Raw genomic sequence first — 17,941 nt, 5'->3', positions numbered from 1 at the left:
CCCTCATAAGATTTCATGAAGCTAACTGACGCCAGAGGGTTTTGTTTCAACTCGCTCATCAAAGTTGAAATCTAGTGGGGATCGAGCGAGAATTTTATCGTGAATAGCGATCCCCTTGGTATGTTTTTTGAAATGTTTAGTTCGCCAACCAATTGGCGGACCAAGCCATTGATAACTCGGAAGCCAAGCGTCTTCCGTGGATGATTGATATCAAATCCATCAGGCAGGCCCAGGCCTTCGTCGGAAATCTCAATAATCAGATGCCCGTTAATTTCTCGCGCATCGACCCTGATCACACCAGGTCCATCGACGTAAGCGTATTTGACGGCGTTCGTCACCAATTCGTTGACGAGCAGCCCTAACGGAATTGCCTTGTCGGCTGAGATGATAATTGAGTCCGAATAACATTGTATCGAGTGTTCCGGTGCAGAATTCTGGAGATTCTTGCATAGGTGTCCCACAAAATCGGAGAGGTCGACAAATCCAACCTTGCTACCTCGCCACAGATGGTCGTGAACCTCCGCGATAGACGCAACACGCATCGCAGCGTTTTCCAACGCGTTCTTCACATCGACGGAATCTGAGCCGCGTGCCTGGACTCGCAGAAGTCCGACGACCGAGGTCAAACTGTTCTTAACGCGGTGACTCATCTCACGCGTCAATAGTGCCTCGTGATCGAGCGCTTGCTGTAGTTTGTCGAGGGCGTCCTGCAGCTCGGCGTCTGCATGCTGACGCTCAATCGCAATGCCGAGCAGGCCGGCAAAACCCGCCAAGAAATCCGCGTCCGCGTCGTCGAATTGGCCAGAATCCGGACTATCAGCTTCGAGGACACCGAACGGTGTATTACCCTCACCACCTCGTCGGATGATGACGTTGATCGCGCGTTTAATGCCTTGTTCGGCCAAAAGTGCGGGTGTTCGGAAGCGCGTTTCTGCCTGCAAATGATTGGATATGACCGATTGGCCGGTCTGAAAGGCAAAGCCGGCTGGAGACTCAATATCCGCGCCGAGCGATACGTGGTCCACTGTACCCGCCGGCCAGCCGATGCCTGCACGCACGATCAAGCGCTGCTCATTCGGAAGATATTCCAGGACCTTCGCATACGAACACCCTAGGCCACGGGCGCTTAGTTCGGTCGCTTGCTGAAGGATGTGTCGGAAGTCACGGGTCTGTAACGCGACGGTTCCAAACTCCCGAAGAATGGCCTGTTGGCGGCGGCGATACGGAAGCTCATCCTGACGGATTTCATCATAGGCGGCCCCGGACGAGGGCCTCGGTTCGGAAGGCATAGTCTAGACAACCTAATGGGGCTAGAGTTTACCGCCATGTTGACGATATCCGGAGCCTTGTCGATCCGGCCGCGCGAACTTTCCGCGACTTTACACAGGACGTTGTCGCCGGCTGTTCCCGCGGAGGCGATCCGCGGGCATTAAAATTTCCCTACAAGAGGCGGTGGGCGCCCCAGGGAGACGGCCTGCCGATGGGCTCAGCGCCCGCCAAACAGGGTGTCGTTATGGGTTCGCCATTTTTGATCAGACAGCCAAGCATAGCCCCGGTCCGGCATGAGCGGCACGGCCTTCATCACCTCCTTGGAGATCGGCAGAAAGAAGCTGGACCGGTCCTGCGACACCATAAGAGATTTGATCGGCACAACAATACTGTCCTGGCCTGCCGTGAAGAATCCACCCGAAGCGACGATGGCGTAATCCCGACCGTCTTTCGTGCCAAACACGATGTTTCTAACCTCGCCCACGATCTTGTCGTCTGAGCTCCGGACTTCTGCCCCGATCATTTCATCGGTCCTCAAGCCGGGCGTAAGTTCATCGATTCTCAGGAGCGGCTTGGCGTCTTTCTTGTCGCGACTGCCCAGCGTCGCCCCGCGATGGACTTTTGGCTCGCGAGCGCTGTTTTGCTTGTCGGCCTCTTCCTCGTCATTGTCTCCCAGAGAGCCCATCGGCGGGCCGGCGATCAACTCCCGGATGTTCGCAAGGAGACGCTCACAATCCTCATGACGCCCATACGATCGGAGCGTGAATGCGGCATCGCGCAGGCTGCGCAAGTCCCGCACGGACTGACTATTGGCCGGCCCTCGAAGGCGGGGGTTCTGCTGAATGGCCTCTTCCAATCTGGCGTCGGCGATCTCGCATTCGGCCCTGGCTGCTGCGATTCCTGCCGTCCCGAAGAGGAAAGCGATAGCAATGACTTTAACGCTGAACATAACTCTAAATCCGCTGAGAGATTGCGATGCGCCCTTCGAAATCACGATAATTTCGATGGCGCCGCCGAATTGCACATGCATGCCGGTGTGTGGACATCAGCTGCCAGTTCGGCAGCTCAATTCGAATGCCCCGACTGCTCGATGGTTCCAATAACGGAACACCCTACCTTATGCTGATCCGACATCCTTTCACTTTTCATCCTATCTTAACGAAAGGGCCCGTGTCGCTTCAACGAACAGCGCGCATTGATTCTACGGGCATTATCCGCCGCCGCGGTCTTAGCCCAATCGCGGTCGGGAGAATGCCGTGCGAAAATGAGCCGTATCCGGAGAGCGTAGTCATTCGAGTCTTTGCAAAGGCACGACGAAATCCATCATCAAATGCCGAGTAGTCGGCCCTCGGACTTCTGCTGAGCCAGCGCGAGAAGATGAAGCAACGCTTGGCAGCGATTGTGCGGTGACCAGAGCGCACTGAAGGTGATTAATTCCGTTTCGTCGAGAATGGGCCGGAAAGCAACACCGGGAAACGGTACTTGCGCTGCCGCTTCGCTGGTCAAGGTAATGCCATAGCCTTGTGCGACCATCGACATCAGCGTGTCCCGTTCGACATCAAAGCGCTGAATGCGAGGTTGGCACCAATGGCCGGCGAGGCGCAGCACAATATGGTCGTGAACCTGAGGCCCCGGACCACCGGAGCGAGCCAGGAAGCACTCGCCGGAAAGTGCGGGCCACGTCACACCTTCCGCTTCGGCAAGAGCATGGTGCTCCGGGAGGGCGACGAACAGTGCCTCGGTCCACAGCGGTTTCGAATGGCAATCGCTGACCTTCGGCGCGCCAACGACAAACGCGACGTCAAGCCGCGCCTCGCGAACGGCCCGGATTGTGTCGCGCGCTCGCCCCTCCATGATCTGCAAATCGACTGTTGGATAATGTCCGCGAAACTGCCCCAGCAGCTCAGCGAGATAGCCCGCAAAAATTGAAGAGTATAGACCAATACGCAGCCGTCCCCGCTCTCCGCGGGCAATCGCACCCGCCGTCCTCACAGCATGATCGAGGTGCTCAATTCCAGTAGCGACGTGTTCGAGAAAATGCTGCCCGGCCTCCGTCAACCGGACGCCGCGGTGACGTCGCTCGAACAGCTGGACACCAAGATCCTGCTCGAGTTGCTTGATCCGCGTACTAACGGACGATTGACTGACGCCTAAAGCGTTTGCCGCATGACGGAAGTTCAAGTGCTCAGCCACCGACAGGGCCTGCAGCAAGGCCACAAGCGGAACGCGAAGTCCCAAGGCGGGCTGGGTTGCCGCGCCGGCCGGGCGAGCTTTAACTAACGAGAAAAGGCGACGCCGCATTGCTATACTTCCAATTGTCGTTGCTCATGGTGCTCGGCTTGCTGCCGCATGATCTTCGTCAAATTCGATTGAGAGACGCAGCAGGTAATTTTCCGATAGGTACTTGACAATGTCTGTGTCCGGAGTCGAAGCTCTGTTGAGAAGTAGTGTCTAAAGACTACGTAATAGCTAAGACAATCGGCATTAAGCAAATATTTCACGGCACGTAAGAATCAGCCGGAAGTTCTTAGAAGTCTCCTAATTTTGATTAGGAACGGTCGATTACTTCGTGCCGTATCGCCCTTACGCCGGCGCCGGCGAGTGCAACCATGCCTCCCGAGATGGCAGAACATGGTTTACGCGTGTTCAAGCATTCGCTTCTGAGCTTGCCATTAGGGAGGCTCGCCGGGATTCCGCTTCGGCGATTTGGCAAGCCCGAAGAGCTTGCGGACGCGATCCTGTTCGTCGCCTCCGACGAGGCAAACTGCGAAGCTGCGCTGCCACTCGATCATGATGAGCATTCGGGAGGCGCCGCGACGGAACTTCAATGGGGTCCCAATGTCCGCGTTCAGCCTTGGCTCCCCATGTTGCCGTGTTGATATTGTCGGCGTGCGCCGAGCGCTTAGTGGCTCGAGGCTGGGCCGTCACGCCCAGGTTGCACAACAAAATAAGTGGCAAGATACCGTTCAATTTGGACGGCCAGTCCTCGGTATTCAATCCGAACGCGATATTTGCGGTACCGTCGCGGAAATCGAATTGTGTTCTGAGCCTCGGTCGGTAGATCTTGGTACGGAGCAGCATATGGAAATCGAGCAGTCCCTGATAGCAATCGAACGCGCAACGAGCGTGGATGGTTTGGTCGGCCTCCTTGTCGAAGTCTTTTGCTAAACTGAGTGCCAGCCTGCAGAGCTTCGCTCGCCCCTTCTTTTTCACAGATGCTCATGGCATTGTGATGCTCAGCAACCGCAACGGTTCATTGGGCCAGCCACTCTGGCCAGTCGCCAGCCATGCCACCCTTGCTCAGCAATTTGGAGCGCCCAACGCGCCGACATTGCTCGCGCGCGAAATCACCGATTCGGCTTGGACCATGTTTGACGGGCGCCGCGGTTATGTCCTGCGCGCTGGCGTTCCGTAGGGCGACTGGTCGATGCTGATCGTCAGTCCGCTGACCGGCATGTTCGCGAGCCGGCTCCTCGGCATCATCATCACTTTGCAATTGGCGTTAACCACCGTCTTCCACTTTCTGGGAAAACAGCATGGCGTGCGAGACATTGTGCAGATGCAACATCGTGCGGATCTGCAAGCGCTGGCGCTCGAACTCGAGATCAAGGCGACGACCGACCCGTTAACTGGACTCTTCAACCGCGGGAAGTTTGATGTGGTGCTCGGTTATGAATTGGCTCGAGCGGAACGTTACGGAAATCCGCTATCGCTAATTGTCTATGACATTGATCACTTCAAGGAAGTCAATGATGCTTACGGCCATCAGGCGGGTGATCGGGTTCTGGTCCAATTGTCCGCGATTGTTTCGGCCGCGATCCGCCAGACGGACCTCTTGGTCAGATGGGGTGGAGAGGAATTCGTCCTCGTGCTGCCGGATACGGACGGAGCCACGGCTCGACTGGTTGCTGAGAAGCTTCGGCAAGCGATCGAGCAGTCTGGCTTCGACCTTGCAGGGACGATCACCTGCAGCTTCGGCGTCAGCATCTATGTTGAAGGCGATTCGGTGGATAGTCTCGTGGCAAGGACCGACAATGCTCTCTACCGAGCCAAGATGAATGGCCGGAACCGCGTCGAGTATGCTTCCGCAAGAATGATGTCTCCGAGTATCGCGCCGTCGCTGGAGCCGAGAGCGTAGTTCAACATCGCCAAGGTAGATTAGGAACTAAGTAGCTGCTTCAGGGAGCCGCTCCGCTCAACGACTCCAGGTTGATTTTTGCGCCGCCTAGCAATGCGGAAGTGGCCCTCAGCGATATCATCGATGATAGCTTCGGTCTCCTGCCGCCGCGGAAATAGGTATCCATCACCACATCATCGGTCAGGATCTTGTAGCATTTCACCATAATACCGCGAAAGTCCAGGCCGTTGCGGATCTGGACGCGGCGAAAAGGATGCCGCTGACTGGACGGATTGCGACCGCTTCGCGGCGGCGGTTCACTCGGGTTTCGACTGGCCTATGGAACCCATCCAAGTTGCCCCCGGCGTGCGTCGTGCGAACATGTTTTTGCTGTTGTGGCCGGACCACTGATTGCCGAGATCGCCGAATCGATGCCGGTCATTGCCTCATTGCGATGCGACTTGTGGGCAGACTTCCCGGGCAATTGCTCAAGCCTGCTATCCTGGTGTTCCGGTGTGAGCGATGCAATGCGATAGTGGCTGAAGAGCAGGTCGTTCGGCTTGATCCCCGGGAACCCCCGCGGAAAGGCGGAAGTGATTTGTAATTCCGCTTCCAGGCATTTAGTGTTCCGGTATCGGAGTGCCTGCTATGGACCGCTTCATCCGGGATGAGAACCTCAAGCTTTATCGCCGTGCGCTTTCAGAAACGAAAGATGCCGATCAGCGCAAAATCTTGTTGGCGCTCATTGCTGCTTTGGAGGTGCAGGCGCGCTCCTCGTAGAGCGTCGCGCTGCTCGTCAATTGGCCTCGCGCGTAAGACCCAGGATGCGAGATCAGCGTTAGCTGGCCTGGAAAGAAGAGATTGGGGTGTGGTGCGACGTGATTGATCGGAATTGGCGATTCAATCCTAAAGAGCGGGCGCCGCCACCGTGCACGGAATGTGGCGCTCGGCTTCGGTTGGTTCGTGTTGAGCCCGCCAGGAGTGGAATCGACCTCCGGACTTTTGAGTGCCAAAACTGCGAGAATAACGACAGCTACTATGTCGAGTACCAGACCGCTGCACCGTGGGACTTGGCCGTGAAGGACCAAGCGCCATCCGTCGTCGCGAAGCATTGAGGGCGAAACTCTATCTAGCCCACAGTTCTCGTTTACCGGTTCGGTGGCTGGCAGGGCGAGGATGTAGACGCGCGCGTAGTGCCAAAGTGGCGAGAGAGCCGCCGTCGGCGGCTCGAACCAAAGGGACTAGGGCGTGTCGGCTCACGCGATCCGATCGGCGCCCCGGCTGATCAGGTCGCCGGCATTTGGAAAGAAAATTAACCATCTCGATAAGAGCGCCGTGCTGCGTCTCCAGACAACATCCCCAATTAACTGATTGGCAGGCCGTCACCCCACGTAGTCATGGCGCATATGCAATTAATCGACCTCTGCGGCTCAAATTTGAAAGCCATGTTCAACCGTGATGCATCTGAGCCAGCTCTCCATCAGTACCAAGATCACCGCCGTGATCACATTCCTAATCTTCTCAATGGCGGGAATCGGGCTGGTAGGGCTTCTCAAGATGCGGGCAATCAACGCCGACGCGGCGGCTATTCAGCGCATTTGGTTGCCCAGCGTGCGCGCTCTCGGAGAACTCCGCTCAAACGTTATCGTCTGCCGCAATATCATCCGACAGCACCAACTGTCCGACACCGTCGAGGCCAAACAGGCTGCGGAAGTGTTGTTGGACGCTGCCGTCAAAACAAACGACGAGGCGCGCATTAGCTATGAAGCCCTGCTTGGATCACCGACGGAACGTGTGCTGTATGCCGAGTGGGTGAAAACTTGGGAGGCCTATCTACAGGGCGCGCGACAAGTATTAACTCTATCCCGCAACAGCGGCGGTATTGCATCTTTGGAGACGCGCAAACTCAACATGGATACCGTCGGTCCGATCGGAGACAGGGCCGACGAAATCCTTAAGAAGAGCATCGACTTCAATAATCAGGGAGCCGATGCCGCCGGCCAGGAGGCTGTCAAGAGTTACCAGTCGGCGGTCGTTTCGCTGGCGACGTTTCTGACGATAGCCGTTGTGATCGGTGGTGTTGCCGGCATTTATATCGTCCGCCATGTCGGCTCCGCCATCGCCTCCAATGTCACGACAATGCACGAGTTGGCCGCGGGACACCTCGATGTCGTGGTGCCTCACCAAGGCGAAAATAACGAAATCGGAACGATGGCGGACGCGTTGCAGCACTTCAAGCTGGCTCTCATCGCGAAGAAGGCCGACGACGACGACGCGGCGGCAGAGTTACGTGATCGTGCAAGACGGCTCGCGGTCCTGGCTACCACCGATCGCCTTACCGGTCTTTACAATCGACTGAAGTTCGATGAAGCGCTGGTCGCCGAGATCGCGCGAGCGGAACGCTTCAGGATGCCATTCTCGTTGGTAATTTACGACGTTGATCACTTCAAGGTGGTGAACGATGCGTTCGGACACCCGATCGGAGACAGCGTCCTCGCCGGCTTATCCGATGTGGTCTCAAGCCAGCTTCGGGCGACCGATACTTTAGCCCGATGGGGAGGCGAAGAATTCGCGATCCTGGTGACTGGTTCTGACGGCTGCTTCGTTGCAGAGAAGTTGCGAACTGCTATCGCGGGGGTTTCCTTTGATCGGGTTGGGGGTGTCACCTGCAGCTTTGGCGTAACTGAATATCTTGAGGGCGATACCCCAGAAATCATGGTCGCCCGTGCAGATGCCGCGCTTTACCAGGCCAAGGTGAAAGGCCGCAATCGGGTGGAACTCTACGCATCGCCGGAATCTGTTTCGAGCGCTGCATAATATTGGTTGCGGGCCTAGCGTTCCGCGGATTACGGGTGGATGGCGGACAAACCGGAGCGCCCCGACTGGAATCCACCCAGAAAAATTCGATTGAACTTGCGACGGCGTTTCGACGGATCGGGAAAGAACCCGGCGCAGCCATTCTTACTGCGGCCAAATCTGTAGCGACCTCAATGATCAGCTGAGGTAGAGAATATCAGAACTGACCTTGAAACGACGTGCGAATCTGGAGACTTCCAAGCTGAATACGAGGGTTCGATTCCCTTCACCCGCTCCAATGATTTCAATGGTTTATCTGATTTTGGAAGTTCCGTTCCGATAAGTCAGGAAGTTCATTCCGGCAAACGTTCACTTTTTGGCCTCCTGCTTGGCGCTTGGCCCCGCCTGCTGATGCGCTTCAGCTGCGCGTCCGGCTCGCCCGCATCGTCGTCGTGCAGGCAATTGCTCATGGCCGTTGACGACCACTGGCCCTTCTCCATCAATTGCAGTTCGGTCATGGCAGCCTAACCCCCGGCAGCGGCTCTACTCACCGAGGCGGACAATCTGTGCAGACAACCGGGACCAGTTCGGCGATCACCGATGACAGACCGGAGAAGTCCACATTTGAACTACCAGCAAGCATTCACCGTGATCTCGTGGCCTGTGCCGAGGTTCTATCAAAGGAGAAGACGGGGCAATCGATCGCCGACCCCGCCAAGCGCGTGCGGCCGATGCTGGAGAGATTCATGGCGGCCGATCGGGCCTTCGGGATCGCGCGCCGGACAATGCAATCGTCAAGCGAAACGCCTGGCGGAATCGAGGGGAAGGCAAGATTCGATCGAAGGTCGGCGATCGATCTACAAGTTTTTTTGTTGATCGTGCGTCGTCGATGACGCAATGGAGATCGGAATGCCGTTCGTATCGACAGCAACCATCAGGAAACGACCATAGATATTGGAGGGATCCTCCTGTTCATCCGAGGCATCAGGTGTCATTTCGACGATTACCGTCATTGTTGACAGGCCTTGGAAGACGACGCGCGCGCGAATGTCAACGGTGCTGCCGATACGGATCGGTCTGACAAACTCTATCGAGTCCGCTTTCGCCAGCTTTACACTGCAACCCGAATGTTCGGCCGCACAACGCAATGCGGCTTTGCCCATCATGTATAGGGCGCTTGCGCCATTGAGCATGCCGATGCAATCGGCTTGATCGGCGAGAACGACCTCGAGCAGATGCGCCTCGCTGCTTGCTGATGTGATAGCTGATCTGGTCAAGCGATTATGTCCCGTGTTGTGCCTAGGGTGAAGCTAACCGGACAAGGCATGGGAGGTGAACCACTGATCATGCGAAGGTTTGCGAAGAATGCGCTGTAACGCTGCGAAGGTTGTGAAGCGTCTGACTGTCGTTTCCAATGCCAAGGCCTTGGCGGGATGGCTGGAGCAACGAGGCCTGGCCGTGGTGTCGGGCGGAACCGACACCCATCACGCGCTGATCGATCTGCGGCCCTATGGCATCAGCGGCAAGGATGCCGACGAAGCGCTGGAGCGCAGCCACATCACCTGCAACAAGAACGGGGTGCCGGGCGATCCGCTGCCGCCGACCAAGACCAGCGGCATCCGCGTCGGCTCGCCGGACGGCACCACCCGCGGATTTGGCGTCGGCGAGTTCGAGGCGATCGGCGACATGATCGCCGACGTGCTCGCGGCATTGCGCGACCACAGCGAACAGGGAGATCCGGCGATCGAGGCGACGGTGCGCGCCCGCGTCGCTGCGCTGACGACGCGTTTCCCGATCTATGCCGGGTGTTGATTGAAACCCGAGAGGAGGGCGGAGCAGTGCTCCGGCCGCGCTAAGCCTCCACCGGACGGATCCCCGGTCGTACCCGGCGAGCCGGAGTCGCGTCATCTGGGTGTTCGATCGGAGATAGTTGCAGATTGCTCGCAATGGCAGATTGACAACAAATCGGCTTCGGGTGCTACATGTAGATGTCACGGTCCCTCGAATCGCAAGATCGGGGGCTAAGAGGGAAGCCGGTGCGGCGCGAGCCAAAGCCGGAGCTGCCCCCGCAACTGTAAGCGGTGAGCCGACGTCCAGCCTTTGTCACTGAGGCCGAAAGCCTCGGGAAGACGGACCGAAGCGACGATCCGCGAGCCAGGAGACCTGCCGCGACAACAGAACGTCTTCGGGCGGGGTGCCCCGGTGGATCGCTTGCAGCGGTCGATTGCATCGGCCGGACAGTCATGCACGCGACCGCTCGGCCCCGGCTCCAAACATGCCGGGTACAAGCCGATGTCCAGGTCTCTTCAAGCCGAACGCCAACTCGATCGCCCGCCATCTGTCGTGGAGCACGTGACTGCAGCCAATCCAGGCTATCGGCTTATCCGCCGCAACGGCACGGTGACCCGGTTCGATCCGACGAAGATCACGCTCGCTTTGACCAAGGCGTTCCTGGCGGTGGAAGGCAGCAGCGCCGCGAGCTCGCGCCGTATCCATGACGTCGTCGGCGGCCTGACCCAGCAGATCGTCAGCAGCCTGACGCGGCGCGCCGACCTCGGCCACACCTTCCTGATCGAGGACGTCCAGGATCAGGTCGAACTTGCGCTGATGCGGGGCGAGTATCACAAGGTGGCGCGCGCCTATGTGCTCTATCGAGAAGACCGCGCGAAGCAGCGTATCGAAAGCGCCCAGAACGCCCAGCTCGAACCGGCATCACCGCTCCGCGTGACAGCCACCGACGGAATCGTCGTTCCGCTGGATGCCGTCCGTCTTGCCGCGGTCGTCGAGGAGGCATGCGCGGGGTTGGACGATGTCCGGGCGTCGCAGGTTCTGAGCGAAACCCGCCGCAACCTCTATGACGGCATATCGCTGGACGAACTGGCACTGGCGCCGATTCTCGCCGCGCGGACGCTGATCGAGACCGAACCGAACTACGCCAAGGTGAGTGCCCGGCTGTTGCTCGACAAGCTGCGCCGCGAAGCGCTCAGCTTTGTTGCCGGCCGTCCCGAGCAGGCGACCCACGCCGAAATGGCGGGTCGGTACGGCGACTATTTCAAGGCCTACATCGCCACCGGCATCGCCAGCGAACTGCTGGACCGCGAACTGGGCCGCTTCGATCTCGTCCGGCTCTCCGCTGCGCTGAAACCCGAGCGCGATCTGCAGTTCGACTATCTGGGGCTCCAAACCCTTTACGATCGCTACTTCCTACATGTCGATGGAACGCGCTTCGAATTGCCGCAGGCCTTCTTCATGCGGGTCGCGTGCGGACTGGCGCTGCGCGAGATCGACCGGGAGGACAAGGCGATCGAATTCTACGAGCTGTTGTCGTCGTTCGATTTCATGGCCTCGACGCCGACGCTGTTCAATGCGGGCACGCTGCGCCCGCAGCTTTCGTCGTGCTTCCTGACCACGGTGCCGGATGATCTCGACGGCATATTCAAGTCGATCAAGGACAACGCGCTGCTGTCGAAATATGCCGGCGGCCTCGGTAACGACTGGACCCGGGTGCGCGGGCTCGGCGCCCATATCAAGGGCACCAACGGCGAGAGCCAGGGCGTGGTGCCGTTTCTGAAGGTGGCGAACGATACCGCAATCGCCGTCAATCAAGGCGGCAAGCGTAAGGGCGCCGTGTGCGCCTACCTCGAAACCTGGCATATCGATATCGAACAATTCCTCGATTTGCGAAAGAACACCGGCGACGACCGGCGCCGCACCCACGACATGAACACCGCCAATTGGGTGCCGGATCTGTTCATGACGCGGGTGGAGCAGGATGGCGGCTGGACATTGTTCTCGCCCGACGAGACCCCGGATCTCCACGACCTCACCGGGCAGGCGTTCGTCGAACGCTACGAACAGTACGAAGCCAAGGCCGAACGCGGCGAAATGCGAGTGTTCAAGCGGCTGCGCGCCGCCGACCTCTGGCGCAAGATGCTGACCATGTTGTTCGAGACCGGCCACCCCTGGATCACGTTCAAGGACCCCTGCAACCTGCGCTCGCCGCAAAGCCACGCCGGAGTGGTGCATTCCTCCAACCTGTGCACCGAAATCACGCTGAATACGTCGACCACCGAAGTGGCGGTCTGCAACCTCGGCTCGATCAATCTCGTCAACCACCTGGTCAACGGCGCGATCGATCACGCCCGTCTCGCGCGCAGTGTGGGAACCGGGATGCGCATGCTGGACAATGTGCTCGACGTGAATTTCTACACGATTCCGGAAGCGCGCAGCTCGAACCTCAAGCATCGCCCCGTCGGTCTCGGAATCATGGGCTTCCAGGATGCGCTCAACATCCTCCGGCTACCCTACGCGTCGGAGCAGGCGGTGGCGTTCGCCGACGAGAGCATGGAGTCGGTGTCCTATTGGGCGATCTCGGCGTCGGTCGATCTCGCCGCCGAGCGTGGCCGGTATCCATCGTTCGAAGGATCGCTGTGGTCGAAGGGTGTGCTGCCGCTCGATTCCATCGCACGCGTCGATGCGGCGCGGGCGCTGCCCGTCGAGGTGGATCGGTCGTTCCGGCTCGATTGGGATGGCTTGCGAGCGCGGGTCAAGGCCGTCGGGATGCGCAACTCCAACACGATGGCGATCGCGCCGACCGCGACGATCTCCAACATCTGCGGCGTCAGCCAATCGATCGAACCCGCCTACCAGAACTTATACGTCAAATCCAACATGTCGGGCGACTTCACCGTGGTGAACACCTACCTGGTCAACGATTTGAAGGCGCGCGGGCTGTGGGACGAGGTGATGGTGTCGGATCTGAAGTATTTTGACGGCAGCGTCGGGCAGATCGACCGTGTTCCCGACGATCTGAAGGCGCTGTACGCCACCGCCTTCGAAATCGACAGCGCCTGGTTGATCGAGGCTGCGGCACGGCGACAGAAGTGGATCGACCAGTCGCAGTCGCTCAACCTCTACCTTGCCAACCCGAATGGCAAGAAGCTCGATGCGCTGTATCGGCTCGCCTGGCGTCGCGGCTTGAAGACGACGTACTACCTGCGTTCACGTTCCGCCACCCATGTCGAGAAATCGACGCTCAAGGGCACCGACGGCAAGCTCAACGCGGTCTCCGCCGGGCTTGCCATGGATACCCCGCGTGCTGTCGCTGTGGCCTGCGGCGCAGTTGCCGGTCAAGCTTGCGCGATCGATGATCCGACCTGCGAGGTGTGCCAGTGAGCAGCAACAAGGAATCCATCACCATGCTCGACTGGTCCGAGACGAAAGCCGATCCGATCCGTGGTCTGCATCCCGCGCGCGCGGCTGCGCAGGCCAAGCCGATCGACGCGACCGGCCTCGGTGCGATCGATCGCAGCGGCGCGCGGGTGTCGATCGACGACAAGGCGATGATCAATTGCCGTGCCGACGTCAATCAACTGCTGCCGCTGAAGCACAGATGGGCCTGGGAAAAATACCTTGCGGCGTGCAACAACCACTGGATGCCGACCGAAGTCTCGATGCAGGCCGACATCGCGCTGTGGACGTCGCGGGACGGCCTGACCGAAGATGAACGCCGGGCGATCAAGCGCAATCTCGGCTTCTTCGCCACCTCGGAAAGTCTGGTCGCCAACAACATCGTGCTGGCGATCTATCGCCACCTGACCAATCCGGAATGCCGGCAGTACCTTCTGCGCCAGGCGTTCGAGGAGGCGGTGCATACCCATACGTTCCAGTACATCGTCGAGAGTCTCGGGCTCGACGAGGGCGAACTGTTCAACATGTACCGCGAAGTCCCCTCGATTACCGACAAGGCGGCATGGGCGCTCAAGCACACCCAGCATCTCGACGACCCGACTTTTGCGACCGGCACCGTGGAGGCCGATCGGGCATTCCTGCGGGATCTCGTCGCATTCTACGTCGTCTTCGAGGGCATGTGGTTCTATACCGGATTTGCGCAGATTCTATCGTTGGGTCGACGCAACAAGATGGTCGGGATCGCCGAGCAGTATCAGTACATCTTGCGCGACGAGAGCATTCACCTGAATTTCGGCATCGACGTCATCAATCAGATCAAGATCGAGAATCCCAAACTCTGGACCGCGGGCTTTCAGGAGGAGCTACGCGGAATGTTGCAGGAGGCTGCCGAGCTCGAAGCGGCGTACAGCCGAGACACCATGCCGCGCGGCTTCCTCGGCCTCAACGCGGCGCTGTGCGAGCAATACATGCACTTCATCACCAACCGCCGATGCGCTCAACTCGGTCTGGCACCGATCTTCGCGGAGGTCGAAAACCCCTTTCCGTGGATGTCGGAAACCATGGATCTCAAGAAGGAGAAGAATTTCTTCGAAACCCGTGTCATCGAGTACCAGAACGGTGGCGCTTTGACCTGGGACTAGCCGGGGTCAGAACCGCGTGCCGAAGCGCGCGAGGCCGCGTTGGTCGGCTGGAGCGAAGGTGGCTGTCCGAGGCGGGCCGCACGCAGCAAGTTTGTGTCCATTTGCCGAACGACTGCCAAATCTGCGTTCCTGCAATGCATCTTCGAAAGTCGGGTTAGATTGCAGAATCAACCTCGCGGCGGGAAGAGAGCATGCCGATCCGGCCAGGCAATGCGCGATGCCGCCGTTGACATCCGAGGAATCAAAAACTACAATATATAGTGTTACGGTCTCCACATGTTACATCATGTGGGGCTAAGAGGGAAGCCGGTGTGAATCCGGAGCTGCCCCCGCAACTGTCAGCGGCGAGCCGCCGTCCAGCGATATCACTGATGCCGCAAGGTGTTGGGAAGATTGGACGGAAGCTGTGACCCGTGAGCCAGGAGACCTGCCGTAGCAACGTGAAACGTCCTCGGCGGGGTGATCCGAAGCGACGCTTGCAGGTGCACGGCGCTCGCCGTCCGCATCAACCGCAAGTCGTCTGTCGGGCATGACGCCGATTCCAACCTAGGGATCGCCGATGTCTATCCATGCCGTTGCCACTCCGCCCCGACGCGTCATCAAGCGCAGCGGTGAACAGGCGCCGTTCGATCCCGCCAAGATCCACTCGGCGATCGAGCGGGCCGGCAAGGCAACAGCGGAATTCGACCGGCCCGAAGCCGATCTGCTCGGCATCCAAGCGATCAAGGTGATCAGCCACCGATTTATCGACCAGGCGCCGCACATCGAGCAAATCCAGGATGTGGTGGAGCAGGTGCTGATATCGGCCAATCATTTTGCCACGGCGCGCGCCTACATCGTCTACCGCGAACAGCGCGCCCGGCTGCGCCGCGATCGCCATACCGTGGTCGATGTCGAAACCTCGATCAACGAGTATCTCGACCGCGCCGACTGGCGGGTCAGCGCCAACGCCAATCAGGGCTATTCGTTGGGCGGTTTGATCCTCAACATCTCCGGCAAGATGGTCGCCAATTACTGGCTGTCGCACGTCTATCCGGCGGAAGTCGGCCGCGCCCATCGCGATGGCGACATTCATATCCACGATCTCGACATGCTGGCCGGCTATTGCGCCGGCTGGTCGCTGAGGATGCTGCTTGCCGAAGGCCTCAACGGCGTACCCGGCAAGGTCGAGGCCGGACCGCCGAAACATCTGTCCAGCGCGGTGGGCCAGATCGTCAATTTCCTCGGCACCTTGCAGAACGAATGGGCCGGCGCGCAGGCCTTCAGCTCGTTCGATACTTATATGGCGCCGTTTATCCGCAAGGATCGGCTCGATTATGCCGAGGTGCTGCAGTCGATTCAGGAACTGGTCTACAACCTCAACGTTCCCTCGCGTTGGGGCACCCAGACGCCGTTCACCAATCTGACCTTCGACTGGACCTGTCCGGAAGATTTGCGTGACCAGACCCCGGTGATCGGCGGCGAGGACATGCCGTTCGTCTACGGCGATCTGCAGCCGGAAATGGACATGATCAACCGCGCCTATATGGAGGTGATGACCAAAGGCGACGCCAAGGGTCGCGTCTTTACGTTTCCGATTCCGACCTACAACATCACCCCGGAGTTTTCCTGGGACACCGACAACGCCGAACGGTTGTTCGAGATGACCGCGAAATACGGCCTGCCGTATTTCCAGAATTTTCTCAATTCCGATCTGAAGCCGAACATGGTGCGCTCGATGTGCTGCCGCCTGCAGCTCGATCTTGGCGAACTGCTGAAGCGCGGCAACGGATTGTTCGGCAGCGCCGAGCAGACCGGCTCGACCGGCGTGGTGACGGTGAATTGTGCGAGGCTGGGCTATCTGCACAAATCCGACGAGGCGGCGCTGTTCGCAAGGCTCGATGAATTGCTGCAGATCGCCCGCACCAGCCTGGAGATCAAGCGCAAGGTGATCCAGCGCCACATGGATGAAGGGCTGTTTCCCTATACCAAGCGCTATCTCGGCACCTTGCGCAATCATTTCGTCACCCTCGGCGTCAACGGCGTCAACGAAATGATCCGCAATTTCACCGACGATCGTGAAGACATCTCGACCGACTGGGGGCATGGCTTTGCGGTGAGATTCTTGGATCACGTCCGCGCCCGCATCGTCGGCTTTCAGGAAGAAACCGGCCACCTCTACAATCTCGAGGCCACGCCGGCGGAGGGCACCACCTACCGGTTCGCGCGGGAAGACCAGAAGCGCTTCCCGGATATTCTGCAGGCCGGCACGCCGGATCAGCCCTACTACACCAATTCCAGCCAGCTTCCCGCCGGCTTCACCGATGATCCGTTCGAGGCGCTGGAACGGCAGGACGAACTGCAGTGCAAATACACCGGCGGCACCGTGCTGCATCTCTACATGGGCGAGCGGATTTCCTCGGCGGACGCCTGCAAGAAGCTGGTTCGCCGCGCGCTGGAAAACTTCCGGCTGCCTTACGTCACGATCACGCCGACCTTCTCGATCTGCCCCAAACACGGCTACATCGCCGGCGAACACGTGTTCTGTCCGAAATGCGACGCCGAACTGTTGGCGCGCAAGCAGCTTGAAACCGCTCATTAGCCCAAAGGAAAAATCATGGACCAAATTTGCGCAGCCGATCAGAACCTCACCATCGAACTCCGCGACGACGAACGGCAGCCGTGTGAAATCTGGACCCGCGTCATGGGCTATCACCGCCCGGTGTCGTCGTTCAATCGCGGCAAGAAGGGCGAGTTTTCCGAGCGCACCTATTTCAGGGAAGACCGTGCCAAGCTCGACTGAGATCAGGATCGGCGGCCTGTCCCGGCTATCGACTTGCGACTGGCCGGGCCAATTGGCCGCCACGGTGTTCTGCCAGGGCTGTCCGTGGGACTGCGCCTATTGCCACAATCCGCAGCTGTTGCCCGGCAAAGCCGACGCGGCATTGCCATGGTCAGAAGTGCTTCAGTTCCTACAGCGCCGACGCGGACTGCTCGACGCCGTGGTGTTTTCCGGCGGCGAGCCGACCCTGCAGACGGCGCTGCCGCGCGCGATCGAAGCGGTCCGCGCGATGGGATATCGCGTCGGCCTGCACACCGGCGGGGCCTATCCGCAGCGGCTGGCAAGCATCCTGCCGCTGCTGGATTGGGTCGGGTTCGACGTCAAGGCGCCGTTTGAAGATTATCAGCGGATCACCGGCGTCGCCGATAGCGGCGCTAGGGCACTGCAAAGCCTGCGTCACTTGCTGGGCAGCGGCGTCGCCTATCAGCTCCGTACTACCGTGCATCCGGCGCTGCTAAGCGCCGACGACCTTGCCAATCTGGCCGCGCAACTCGGCCGTCTCGGAGTCAGAGATCATACGATCCAGCCATTTCGCGCGCTGGGATCCCGTCTCGATCGCATTCGACCGCATTATGCAGAGCAACCAGCGCTTGCGCGGCAGTGAGC

At 59.2% G+C, this 17,941-nt stretch carries 14 protein-coding genes, 1 pseudogene and 2 riboswitches; of the genes and pseudogenes, 10 read left to right on the top strand and 5 right to left on the bottom strand.

What is annotated here, in order from left to right; translation table 11 throughout:
- Positions 1–71 precede the first annotated feature (71 nt).
- From RPC_RS17710 to RPC_RS17700, 3 genes are all read right to left on the bottom strand, one after another.
- Positions 72–1,289 carry a sensor histidine kinase gene (locus RPC_RS17710; RefSeq protein ID WP_011473955.1) on the bottom strand — a complete coding sequence of 406 codons (1,218 nt, stop codon included), beginning with the start codon at positions 1,287–1,289 and terminating at the stop codon, positions 72–74.
- A 197-nt stretch (positions 1,290–1,486) separates the two neighbouring features.
- The gene (locus tag RPC_RS17705; RefSeq protein ID WP_041803021.1) at positions 1,487–2,218 is read right to left on the bottom strand and encodes a PRC-barrel domain-containing protein; all 732 of its coding nucleotides are present in this window, start codon (positions 2,216–2,218) and stop codon (positions 1,487–1,489) included.
- 377 nt (positions 2,219–2,595) lie between these two features.
- Positions 2,596–3,570: a LysR family transcriptional regulator gene (locus RPC_RS17700; protein WP_011473953.1), complete on the bottom strand. Its 975-nt coding sequence runs from the start codon at positions 3,568–3,570 to the stop codon at positions 2,596–2,598.
- An 829-nt stretch (positions 3,571–4,399) separates the two neighbouring features.
- On the opposite strand from RPC_RS17700, the gene RPC_RS25140 reads away from it, so the two are divergent.
- The 4 genes from RPC_RS25140 (at position 4,400) to RPC_RS17690 (ending at position 8,203) form a co-directional block, all read left to right on the top strand.
- A complete protein-coding gene (locus RPC_RS25140; protein WP_049766122.1) occupies positions 4,400–4,684 on the top strand; it encodes a hypothetical protein in 285 nt (94 codons plus the stop codon).
- A gap of 12 nt (positions 4,685–4,696) precedes the next feature.
- Complete coding sequence (locus RPC_RS25135; protein ID WP_157043241.1) at positions 4,697–5,407, top strand: GGDEF domain-containing protein; 711 nt, start codon at positions 4,697–4,699, stop codon at positions 5,405–5,407.
- A gap of 627 nt (positions 5,408–6,034) precedes the next feature.
- Complete coding sequence (locus tag RPC_RS26865) at positions 6,035–6,166, top strand: hypothetical protein (RefSeq protein WP_415914735.1); 132 nt, start codon at positions 6,035–6,037, stop codon at positions 6,164–6,166.
- Between the two features lie 678 nt (positions 6,167–6,844).
- A complete protein-coding gene (locus RPC_RS17690) occupies positions 6,845–8,203 on the top strand; it encodes a diguanylate cyclase (protein WP_011473949.1) in 1,359 nt (452 codons plus the stop codon).
- Positions 8,204–8,535: 332 nt separating this feature from the next.
- Here RPC_RS17690 and RPC_RS26300 read toward each other — a convergent pair whose 3' ends face one another.
- Complete coding sequence (locus tag RPC_RS26300) at positions 8,536–8,700, bottom strand: hypothetical protein (protein WP_157043240.1); 165 nt, start codon at positions 8,698–8,700, stop codon at positions 8,536–8,538.
- A gap of 48 nt (positions 8,701–8,748) precedes the next feature.
- Here RPC_RS26300 and RPC_RS25585 point away from each other — a divergent pair, with 48 nt between their 5' ends.
- Positions 8,749–9,075: a DUF2274 domain-containing protein gene (locus RPC_RS25585; protein ID WP_080507349.1), complete on the top strand. Its 327-nt coding sequence runs from the start codon at positions 8,749–8,751 to the stop codon at positions 9,073–9,075.
- Here RPC_RS25585 and RPC_RS17685 read toward each other — a convergent pair.
- On the bottom strand, positions 9,040–9,459 hold the full coding sequence (locus RPC_RS17685; RefSeq protein WP_011473947.1) for a hotdog domain-containing protein: 420 nt from the start codon (positions 9,457–9,459) through the stop codon (positions 9,040–9,042). The genes RPC_RS25585 and RPC_RS17685 overlap by 36 nt on opposite strands.
- Before the next feature lie 112 nt (positions 9,460–9,571).
- Here RPC_RS17685 and RPC_RS17680 point away from each other — a divergent pair, with 112 nt between their 5' ends.
- From RPC_RS17680 to RPC_RS17655, 5 genes and pseudogenes are all read left to right on the top strand, one after another.
- Positions 9,572–9,994 carry a hypothetical protein gene (locus RPC_RS17680; RefSeq protein ID WP_041802013.1) on the top strand — a complete coding sequence of 141 codons (423 nt, stop codon included), beginning with the start codon at positions 9,572–9,574 and terminating at the stop codon, positions 9,992–9,994.
- A 165-nt stretch (positions 9,995–10,159) separates the two neighbouring features.
- Positions 10,160–10,368, top strand: a riboswitch (cobalamin riboswitch).
- A 106-nt stretch (positions 10,369–10,474) separates the two neighbouring features.
- On the top strand, positions 10,475–13,357 hold the full coding sequence (locus tag RPC_RS17675; protein ID WP_011473946.1) for a ribonucleoside-diphosphate reductase subunit alpha: 2,883 nt from the start codon (positions 10,475–10,477) through the stop codon (positions 13,355–13,357).
- 23 nt (positions 13,358–13,380) lie between these two features.
- Positions 13,381–14,514 carry a ribonucleotide-diphosphate reductase subunit beta gene (locus tag RPC_RS17670; protein ID WP_080507398.1) on the top strand — a complete coding sequence of 378 codons (1,134 nt, stop codon included), beginning with the start codon at positions 13,381–13,383 and terminating at the stop codon, positions 14,512–14,514.
- 249 nt (positions 14,515–14,763) lie between these two features.
- A riboswitch (cobalamin riboswitch) is annotated at positions 14,764–14,964 on the top strand.
- 109 nt (positions 14,965–15,073) lie between these two features.
- A pseudogene (locus tag RPC_RS17665) lies at positions 15,074–17,296 on the top strand (ribonucleoside triphosphate reductase).
- A complete protein-coding gene (locus RPC_RS17655; protein ID WP_011473942.1) occupies positions 17,280–17,939 on the top strand; it encodes an anaerobic ribonucleoside-triphosphate reductase activating protein in 660 nt (219 codons plus the stop codon). The pseudogene RPC_RS17665 and the gene RPC_RS17655 overlap by 17 nt, the downstream one beginning before the upstream one ends.
- The last annotated feature ends 2 nt before the right edge of the window (positions 17,940–17,941 follow it).

The organism is Rhodopseudomonas palustris BisB18 (assembly GCF_000013745.1).
In the GTDB taxonomy this organism is placed as follows: Bacteria; Pseudomonadota; Alphaproteobacteria; order Rhizobiales; family Xanthobacteraceae; genus Rhodopseudomonas_A; species Rhodopseudomonas_A palustris_F.
This window is presented reverse-complemented; position numbering and strand designations above follow the sequence as displayed.

Coding starts and splice junctions, on each gene's coding strand:
- RPC_RS17710 (WP_011473955.1), bottom strand. CDS start 1,289: ATGCCTTCCGAACCGAGGCCCTCGTCCGGGGCCGCCTATGATGAAATC.
- RPC_RS17705 (WP_041803021.1), bottom strand. CDS start 2,218: ATGTTCAGCGTTAAAGTCATTGCTATCGCTTTCCTCTTCGGGACGGCA.
- RPC_RS17700 (WP_011473953.1), bottom strand. CDS start 3,570: ATGCGGCGTCGCCTTTTCTCGTTAGTTAAAGCTCGCCCGGCCGGCGCG.
- RPC_RS25140 (WP_049766122.1), top strand. CDS start 4,400: ATGGTTTGGTCGGCCTCCTTGTCGAAGTCTTTTGCTAAACTGAGTGCC.
- RPC_RS25135 (WP_157043241.1), top strand. CDS start 4,697: ATGCTGATCGTCAGTCCGCTGACCGGCATGTTCGCGAGCCGGCTCCTC.
- RPC_RS26865 (WP_415914735.1), top strand. CDS start 6,035: ATGGACCGCTTCATCCGGGATGAGAACCTCAAGCTTTATCGCCGTGCG.
- RPC_RS17690 (WP_011473949.1), top strand. CDS start 6,845: ATGCATCTGAGCCAGCTCTCCATCAGTACCAAGATCACCGCCGTGATC.
- RPC_RS26300 (WP_157043240.1), bottom strand. CDS start 8,700: ATGACCGAACTGCAATTGATGGAGAAGGGCCAGTGGTCGTCAACGGCC.
- RPC_RS17675 (WP_011473946.1), top strand. CDS start 10,475: ATGTCCAGGTCTCTTCAAGCCGAACGCCAACTCGATCGCCCGCCATCT.
- RPC_RS17670 (WP_080507398.1), top strand. CDS start 13,381: ATGCTCGACTGGTCCGAGACGAAAGCCGATCCGATCCGTGGTCTGCAT.